Origin of the sequence: Lacticaseibacillus suibinensis (assembly GCF_003946175.1) — a bacterium.
GTDB lineage: Bacteria > Bacillota > Bacilli > Lactobacillales > Lactobacillaceae > Lacticaseibacillus > Lacticaseibacillus suibinensis.
Window position 1 is genome coordinate 1 of record NZ_RHOK01000040.1, and the last position, 8,037, is coordinate 8,037.

10 protein-coding genes and 1 pseudogene are annotated in these 8,037 nt (G+C 48.0%); 8 read left to right on the forward strand and 3 right to left on the reverse strand.

Annotated elements, in window-relative coordinates:
• Window positions 1–140 (forward strand): annotated as a pseudogene (locus EKM90_RS12315) (IS30 family transposase); the annotation flags it as partial.
• A 503-nt stretch (window positions 141–643) separates the two neighbouring features.
• Here the strand turns inward: EKM90_RS12315 and EKM90_RS12320 are convergent.
• The 3 genes from EKM90_RS12320 to EKM90_RS12330 all read right to left on the reverse strand — a co-directional run bounded on the left by EKM90_RS12320 (window position 644) and on the right by EKM90_RS12330 (window position 3,377).
• The gene (locus tag EKM90_RS12320; RefSeq protein WP_125583044.1) at window positions 644–1,408 is read right to left on the reverse strand and encodes a GntR family transcriptional regulator; all 765 of its coding nucleotides are present in this window, start codon (window positions 1,406–1,408) and stop codon (window positions 644–646) included.
• Between the two features lie 29 nt (window positions 1,409–1,437).
• Window positions 1,438–2,295, reverse strand: coding sequence for a 6-phosphofructokinase (locus tag EKM90_RS12325; protein ID WP_164507993.1), 858 nt, complete (start codon window positions 2,293–2,295; stop codon window positions 1,438–1,440).
• Window positions 2,296–2,360: 65 nt separating this feature from the next.
• Window positions 2,361–3,377: an SIS domain-containing protein gene (locus EKM90_RS12330; protein WP_125583049.1), complete on the reverse strand. Its 1,017-nt coding sequence runs from the start codon at window positions 3,375–3,377 to the stop codon at window positions 2,361–2,363.
• Between the two features lie 198 nt (window positions 3,378–3,575).
• Between EKM90_RS12330 and EKM90_RS12335 the strand changes: the two genes are divergently transcribed.
• From EKM90_RS12335 to tnpC, 7 genes are all read left to right on the forward strand, one after another.
• Complete coding sequence (locus EKM90_RS12335) at window positions 3,576–4,013, forward strand: PTS sugar transporter subunit IIA (RefSeq protein WP_125583051.1); 438 nt, start codon at window positions 3,576–3,578, stop codon at window positions 4,011–4,013.
• Window positions 3,991–4,449 carry a PTS sugar transporter subunit IIB gene (locus EKM90_RS12340; protein ID WP_125583053.1) on the forward strand — a complete coding sequence of 153 codons (459 nt, stop codon included), beginning with the start codon at window positions 3,991–3,993 and terminating at the stop codon, window positions 4,447–4,449. Before EKM90_RS12335 ends, EKM90_RS12340 begins: the two co-directional genes overlap by 23 nt.
• 17 nt (window positions 4,450–4,466) lie before the next feature.
• A complete protein-coding gene (locus tag EKM90_RS12345) occupies window positions 4,467–5,201 on the forward strand; it encodes a PTS mannose/fructose/sorbose/N-acetylgalactosamine transporter subunit IIC (protein ID WP_125583055.1) in 735 nt (244 codons plus the stop codon).
• Between the two features lie 19 nt (window positions 5,202–5,220).
• Window positions 5,221–6,066 (forward strand): PTS system mannose/fructose/sorbose family transporter subunit IID, encoded by an 846-nt coding sequence (locus tag EKM90_RS12350; protein WP_225422879.1) that lies wholly within the window; start codon window positions 5,221–5,223, stop codon window positions 6,064–6,066.
• Between the two features lie 180 nt (window positions 6,067–6,246).
• A complete protein-coding gene (locus tag EKM90_RS12355; protein ID WP_125583057.1) occupies window positions 6,247–6,432 on the forward strand; it encodes a hypothetical protein in 186 nt (61 codons plus the stop codon).
• A complete protein-coding gene (tnpB, locus tag EKM90_RS12970) occupies window positions 6,422–6,718 on the forward strand; it encodes an IS66 family insertion sequence element accessory protein TnpB (RefSeq protein WP_164507994.1) in 297 nt (98 codons plus the stop codon). Before EKM90_RS12355 ends, tnpB begins: the two co-directional genes overlap by 11 nt.
• 64 nt (window positions 6,719–6,782) lie before the next feature.
• Window positions 6,783–8,037 (forward strand): IS66 family transposase (gene tnpC, locus EKM90_RS12365; RefSeq protein ID WP_125583059.1); only part of this gene is annotated, 1,255 nt, incomplete at its 3' end.

The following is an 8,037-nucleotide window of genomic DNA, read 5'->3' on the forward strand; positions in this document are numbered from 1 at the left end:
CCAAGAACACAGACCTAGACCTCCAAACGGATGCGGAAATCGATGCCTATATTGCACAACTGAATAACCGACCACGCAAGGTCTTAGGCTGGAAGACACCATCGGAAGTCTTCATGGGCAAAAAGTTGCACTTGAGTTGACAATTCGTCATCCTAATAATCCTATTCAGAGCGAAAAAGGCTTCGGGTTCCGCTACTCCCATGCCGCCATCTCTGCTATGCTTATAACGCTGGGAGCAACTCAACTGGAGCCTCCTGGCGGTGAGATCTGATGTATCATTTCCTGCTTGAAGTAGCGGCCGGCGCCGCTGCTGGGGTATGCGCTACCGGCATTTGTGCTTGGATTCAATCCTCGTACAAAGCCCACAAGCGTCGCCATCGTGCCAAGTCACGCAAGGCTAAGGCCAAGCGCGGGTAGCTAGATGGATAGCCCCCTGAGGCATCTTTCGGGCCCTACCAACCTGGAAGATGCCTTTTTGGGTACACAAAAACGGGCACCTTCTTGCGAAGACACCCGCCGGGCCGGACCTAATGTCGGTTACCACCCCGACATGAGACCGATGTATCATTTCCTGATTAAAGTATACCACCTTTTGCAAAAAAATCACGCATCTAACAGAAGGCCGCTGAATCCTCGCAAATCATTAATCCTTTGGCTGCGTTAACTTAAGGTTGGTTGACGTTGTACCCTCATCATTGTTCGCCTGTTTCTTGACGGTCGTGGCGAACTTCACGGTGAAGGCTGGATACTTAGAAGTCTCATATTCAAAAGGCGTTTGTTCTTTAGTATAACCGATGCTATTAAACTTCATAATCGGCTCGTCTGGCTCAAGTGACAGATAGAGATTGTCTCGCGTACTTTGACGCACAACTTCAATCGAACGGTCAGCCACTGCAAGCTGTAAGCCCTGATTCTCCAAGACCGAAAACAGAGATTCGGATGTAAAGTCATGGTCGGCAATGTCTGGCACTAATGCTAACGGTAAGCATGACTTGGCAATGCAGACCGGCGTGTCGTCAACAAAGCGAATACGTTCTAGGACGAAAATCATATCGCCTTCATCAATAGCAAGGTGCTCGGCCACTTCTGCAGAAGCCGGCTGCACCGTCTGCTGAATAACCTTCGAGTGAGTATTCTTGCCTTGCTCGTTAACATCTTCAAAGAAACCAATAAAGGTATTCAACTCATGGTCTGTATACTTCGGCTTGGTTGATCGACGGAGATAGCCGCGGCCACTGGCTTTGTCTAGCTTGCCCTCATCGGAGAGCGTCATCAAGGCCTTTCTAATGGTCGGCCGGCTCACAGAGTAACGTTCTGACAATTCTCGTTCAGATGGCAGCATGTCTGGCGCATCAGAAGGAGCTATATAATCCTGTATAATCTGAGCCTTTATATCCTGATAAATCATACATTTCCTCCTGAATTACGTCAGATTTCTTACCAATTTGATAGCATTATTTTACCATCTTTTCTACCCAAGTACCCGTCTTGGTTTGCCAATAGGTAACTTATTGCTTCCGCACCAAACCTGTGACCAATTAACCGATCATAGGTTGTAGGCTTTGCGCCCCGCTGCAGATAAGAAAGATTCAGATATTTCGTTTCTAATTCAATCTTCTCGCTCAAGTACTCGATCGCATCCTGCTTGTCCGGCAGTCCTTCTGGCACAATCAGAATCTGGGAACGTCCCTGCTTGTTCACATTCTCAGCAATCCGATCTAAATTATCTTTACTTTCATCAAGCACCGGAATTGAGAAGTTGGCGTATGCTGCGGACTCTGCCAGCTCAAAGCTTTTCCGGCCCATAACCTCAAGCAAGAATACCCGATGGTGGGACCGGGCGGTAAGAATCAGATCATCAACCGCATTAGAGATGCAGTCGAGCGCACTATCAAAGCCAAGCGTGTAATCAGTGTTGGGAAAGTCATTATCAATCGTCGCCGGCACGACAATCACAGGAAATCCTGTCTCTGCTTTCAACAGGCGAGCGCCTTCCCATGACCCATTACCGCCGGCAACGACAAGTGCGTCGAACCCTTCCTCATGGAGAATTTTAGCAATCTCCGCCCTTGTCTTTGGTTGTCGAAATTCATCAAATCTCGCTGTGCCAATCGCAGCACCAGCTTGAGAAGCTTCAATCTCAATGGCATTAGGAAAGGCAAAGGTTCTCTCGTAGATGCCTCGGTACCCGTTCTTAATAAAAACAATCTCAGCCTCACTTGTATCAGCGGTCCCTAAGACCGCTGCATTCATCCCAGGGGCGTCGCCGCCGCTGCAAAGTACTCCAATCTGCATATCTCTGCCTCCAACAAAGCAGCACCGCATCACGCGGTGCTGCTTTTTCTAAACTCTAGTTAATATTAGTATTCCATCTTCTTGTAGTAGCGCCGGAAGGTCAATGGGTGATCCCGAACCACTTCAAGGTGAGCACTGAAGCGTTCCAAGACGGTAGCCAACACAACGGAAGAAATAATCTCACGTGTGTTTTCGGAAATACCTGGCAGGTCATAGGCCTTAGTATCAATAACAGTAACTTGATCCGTAAACTTCGGAACGAAGCGCTCAACACGATCAGACAAGGACCGGGACTTATCTTCACCCTTCATGATAATGACACTGACGCCCTTTTCAATCAGTTCCAGGGTGCCGTGGAAGAAGTCAGCTGCCTGAACTGGCCGAGTCTTGATCCATTGCATTTCTTCGAGGATGCACATGCCATAGTAGTAGGCTTCGGCAAAACTGTCGCCGGCCCCAGTGATGATGTGGTATGGCGTTTCTTTATGTTCATTAGCAAATGCTTCACCAATCGGTTCTGCTTGCTTCTTTGCTGCCAGTAAAGCTTCTGGCAATTTTTCAAAGTCGGAAATGTAGCTGTCGTACTGAGCTTGGTCGATTTCACCCTTCTTCAGCATGACGTACAAGACAATCATCAACCCTTGCAGGTAGTAGTTTTCGGAACTCGTGTCATCTAATACATCATTGTAGATAGCATAGGTGGCTTCTTTTTGAAGCGGTGTGTCAGGGCTACCAACTAAGGCCAACGTCCGAACATCGTGTTCTTCGCAATACTTAACGAGTTCCAGTGTTTCCTTAGTGGTCCCAGACAATGAAGGAATGACAACAAGTGACTTGTTAGAGAAAGTCTTGTTTGGCTGAAGCATGAACTCAGCGGCAATAACCCGATGGAATGGGAATGCGCTGCGGGAGCGTGCGAATTCTACGGTTGAATCGAAGAGAATGCCCACACCACCTGAACCGATGAAGTAGATGTTATCAACGCTATCCAGCTCGCGATCCAACACACTCTGGATTTCGGCGTTAGTCTTCACCGCGCCTGTTTCCGTCTTCAAAAACCGATCCTGATCAAAATTAAGCATTGCAAGTCCTCCTTAGAAATATGGAAATAAGATTACCAAAGGTAAACATATTTGTTTACAACTGGATAATATCACCTTCAAAAAAATGTGTCAAGCGGGTTGACAATGTTTTTGTAACCGCTTACTATTGTTTTGTAAAATGTCTCTTTTGTTAGCAACACGTTATCACTGGTAACGTTCAATTAAGGAGGTGTCTAATTGCAACAGATCATTCTCGCAAGTCATCAGCAACTGGCTGAGGGTATGCAAAAAAGCGCGGAATACATTGGCGGGACGCTACCTCAACTGTCTTCCATGTGTGCCTACACCAGTCCTGAATATAATATCGACCAGGATATCGAGCAACGATTAGCGTTGTTGCACGGTCAAAAAGTGACCGTCATCACAGATATTCCAGGTGGTAGTGTTAATAATAGTTGGATGTCTTACGTTGCCGAGCACAATTTATATGACCAAGTGACAATTATTTCTGGTATGAATCTTGCCCTTGTACTTGAGATTGCAATGTTTGCAGGCAACGATGCAGCGTTTGAAAGAACCTTGCCTGACATCCTTAAGAATAATCAGCAGACGATTATGAACTGTAGTGCACTTTTAGAGGAGGCTAATCTTAATGATCAAGCTAATCAGAATTGACGATCGGCTTATTCACGGTCAAATCGCAATGGCATGGACCAGAGCGGTAGGAGCCGACGACATCATCGTTGTCGATGACGCTTCGGCCAAGGATTCGATGAAAAAGATGATTCTTAGCTTGGCTAAGCCCGCTGGCGTTGATCTTCACATCATTGCTAGCACAGACTTTACCAGTACCTATGAGCCCATTAAGTCTCATAATATCATGGTTGTAACTAGTAGCCCGAAATATGCGCTTCAAATCATGAATGATCTTGGCGACGAAGCCCCTACCTCACTCAACCTGGGCGGTATTCGCTATGCCGAGGGCAAAGAACGAATCTCAGACGCAATCTCATTAACACCTGAAGATAAAGCCAATCTGCAAAGCATCAAAGACCTAGGTACCAAAATTGTCATCCAAGCCACACCTACATCTAGCGAAAAGCCATACTGAAAAGGAGGCAATCTTCAATGATTATCCAAAATATCCTCATCGCTCTGGTGGGCTATATTACCACCATTGACGAACGGTACTTCGGCGCTTCTATGATGAACCGGCCTATTATTGTCGGTCCAATTGTCGGCCTCATTCTAGGTAATCTGCATGACGGTATTCTGATTGGTGCTGCTCTTGAGGCCATGTTCATTGGTATTGTCACGATTGGCGCTGCCCTGCCCCCTGACGTTGGTGTTGCGGGGACCATCGCTACGGCCTTAGCTATTCAAAGCGGTTCCGGTGCCAGCGTCGCTGTTGCGTTAGCCATGCCTTTTGCGGTTCTTGCTCAAGGTCTTAATATGTTGGCATTCACACTGAACTCATTCACTATTGCTCAAGGTCGCAAGGCAATCAAAGAAGAGAACCTCAAGAAATTCCAGGAGTGGCATTTCTTCCCACTAATTCTCCGATTACCCGCTGGGATTCTTACCTTTATTGTCGTCCAACTTGGCGCTACAGCCACCAAAGGACTAGTAGATATCATGCCTGAACAGCTCATGACTGGATTCTCCGTAGCTTCAGGATTGTTGCCAGCCGTCGGGTTTGCAATGTTGATCCAAGGCATGATCAGTAAGAAACTGGCCCCCTACTTCTTCATTGGGTATATGTTGACAGCCTACCTCAAGATGCCAGTAATCGGTGTTGCGGTTGGCGCCGTCCTGATTGCCCTACTTGTTTTGAACCGGAACAAAAAAGGCCTGCAGGCTTAGAAAAGGAGTGTGATCAACGATGGCAGACAATCCAACCACCACATCAAAAAAACTCGAGCCAATGTTGAACAAGAAGGATCTTCATAAAATCTTCTGGCGTTCCTTTGCCCTTCAAGGCTCCGAGTCATACACCGATATGCAAGGCATGGGCTACTCGTTCACCCTGTTGCCAGCTCTGAAGAAAATCTATGCTGGTCAGCATGACAAATTGTACGAATCCCTCTATCGCAACACAGAATTGTTCAATACGACCCCACACGTTGCACCCTTCATCATGGGCATGTCACTCGCGATGGAAGAGCAAAATGCCCGCGACGATAACTTTGATACAGAGGCTATCTCATCGATTAAAGCGGCTTTAATGGGCCCCGTGGCTGGGATTGGCGATAGCTTCTACTGGGGGACTTTCCGGGTCATTGCTGCCGGGATTGGCCTTTCGCTTGCAAGCGTTGGGAATATCCTCGGCCCTGTTCTGTATTTTCTGATTTACACAGCGCTTCACTTCATCGGGCGCTATGGTTCCTTGCATCTGGGCTACAAGACTGGGGCCAAGACCATCGAAAACGCCTTTGAAAGTGACTCAATCGGAATCTTCACGATGGGAGCCTCAATTGTTGGTCTCATGTCAATTGGATCAATGACCTCTTCCCTAGTCAAGTTCACCATTCCACTGGTATTTAAGACTGCCGGCGGTAAGATTGATATCCAGGGCATCCTTGATGGCATCTTCCCGGGGATTCTGGCATTGGGCCTGACCTTCTTCGTTTACTGGCTCTTGAAGAAAAAAGTTAAAGTCATCTGGGTCATCCTTGGCATTTTTGCCTTCAGCATCATCGGAGCATACCTGGGATTCCTAAAAGCTTAATCACCAATTTTAATTACACATAGAGTTTAAAACCCGATACTGACGGCCTTTGCGTCGGTATCGGGTTTTTGATTTCAACTAACGGTCCAAATATAAGTAAGCACCTAATAACAGACCGGATATGAATGCCAGCTTCTGGGCGATATGATTGCCTCATCAAATATGGTGAGGTGATTTTTATTGGATGAGAAGCCAGAGATTGTTCGCATCAAATTGGAAGAGAATCAACGCCGGCAGACTCAGAGCGTGCCGACTAAGGCGTTCCAGGTCAGGATTGGTGACAATAAGACCGTGGTGGTCTATGGCCGGATTCAGGGTTACATTCTTGACGCCCTACTGAAAGCCGTGTTCAACGATGCTCATTGATGTGCGTAGACTAAGCGGCATTTATCTGATCTGTGGCAAGACCGACTTGCGTCGCGGCATCGATGGTTTGGCTGGCGTGATCAAGGAAGAATATCAACGATTCATACTGCTCTATAAGCGGATCGAAGACGGCCGACTTCAGTGGCCAACGACCCAAAGTGAGGTGAAAAAGCTACACGCAAAACAACTAGAACGGCTGTTATCGGGCTGGGGACTGGAGTCCACAGTTCGGCCTTACTGTCCACAAAGACAGGCGCCGAATTCTGGTAAAGTGTCCACTAAATAAAGCTAGGAAGCCTGTCGTATCAGTGGTACACTCAGCCCATCTTGATGAATTGAGGTCCACGCCGATGGCGAAAACGACTGAAGAATTACTCGAACAGGCGCTCGAGCAAAATAGCGAACTGACCAAACAGGTTGGGAGTCTGACTGACCAAATTCAGGCCCTGACGGAACAGGTCGCATATTTAACTCGGAAACTCTACGGGTCTCATTCAGAGAAGCTGGTTGATCCGAATCAGCTTTCTCTGTTGGAGGACAGTAGTGTTTTTACGGACCCAGAGCAGACTGGGGAACAAAGCGAAGAAGCAGTCGTAACGTCAATCCAGCGTAAAGCTAAACGGCGCCGCGTTGAAACCATTGATGTCAATCTACCGGTTGAAGAAACGGTTATTGAGCGCGAAAGCAGCGTTTGCGAACATGGACATCAGCTAATAAAGGTCGGCAAACACTTTGTTCGCCAGGTCGTGCAACACATTCCAGGTAGACTCTATGTTGAGAACATTTATGAAGCGACATACAAGTGCGCTGACTGTGAACAATCCGATGGCGTCTCTCACCTGTATCAAGGCCAGGCGCCGCAGGCGTTGTTTCCTCACAGCGAGGCAACCCCATCATTAGTCACCGAGGTGCTTCATCAGAAATATACTCTGGGGACCCCACTCTACCGCCAGAAATTGGAGTGGGCGCGTGCTGGCCTGATCGTCAGCGAAACAACGATGGCCAACTGGGTCATTAACGCCGCAGAAATCGTCAGACCAGTTTATGATCTAATGCATGAACATCTCTTATCGCAGCGATTTCTTCAGGGTGATGAAACACCATTCCAAGTGTTAAGAGAACCTGGCAAGTCTGCCAGGAGCAAGTCTTACATCTGGGTCGAGCGCAGTATTCGTCTCGCCGACCAGCAGGTCGTCTACTACGCATATGGCAATACCCGTTCCGGTAAGTTCGCCCAGCAAATTTACTCAGGTTATACGGGTGTCCTGCAGTGTGATGGCTACGCCGGTTATAATCTCCTCGGCGACAGCGTCATCCGGGTTGGTTGTTGGGCCCACGTAAGACGCAAGTTCTACGATGACGCCGTGAAGGTCAAAGGTAAGTTCACTCGCACGAAGCCTTTAGAGCTGCTCAACCAGATGTTCCATTTGGAAGAACAGTGGCGCCTTCTCTCGCCAGAGGAGCGTCTGAAGTGTCGACAGACCGACCTGAAACCGCTGATCGATCAGTTCTGGGCATGGTGTGAACAAGCCGCTCCAGCGCCAAAGTCGCGATTGGGCGTCGCTTTGACCTACGCCTTGAATCAGCGCCAAATGCTCAACCGTG

What these genes read in the sequence shown, in the direction of transcription:
- EKM90_RS12340 (WP_125583053.1), top strand. Translation starts at nt 3,991, where the DNA reads ATGATCAAGCTAATCAGAATTGACGATCGGCTTATTCACGGTCAAATC.
- EKM90_RS12320 (WP_125583044.1), bottom strand. Translation starts at nt 1,408, where the DNA reads ATGATTTATCAGGATATAAAGGCTCAGATTATACAGGATTATATAGCT.
- EKM90_RS12350 (WP_225422879.1), top strand. Translation starts at nt 5,221, where the DNA reads ATGGCAGACAATCCAACCACCACATCAAAAAAACTCGAGCCAATGTTG.
- EKM90_RS12330 (WP_125583049.1), bottom strand. Translation starts at nt 3,377, where the DNA reads ATGCTTAATTTTGATCAGGATCGGTTTTTGAAGACGGAAACAGGCGCG.
- tnpB (WP_164507994.1), top strand. Translation starts at nt 6,422, where the DNA reads ATGCTCATTGATGTGCGTAGACTAAGCGGCATTTATCTGATCTGTGGC.
- EKM90_RS12325 (WP_164507993.1), bottom strand. Translation starts at nt 2,295, where the DNA reads ATGCAGATTGGAGTACTTTGCAGCGGCGGCGACGCCCCTGGGATGAAT.
- EKM90_RS12345 (WP_125583055.1), top strand. Translation starts at nt 4,467, where the DNA reads ATGATTATCCAAAATATCCTCATCGCTCTGGTGGGCTATATTACCACC.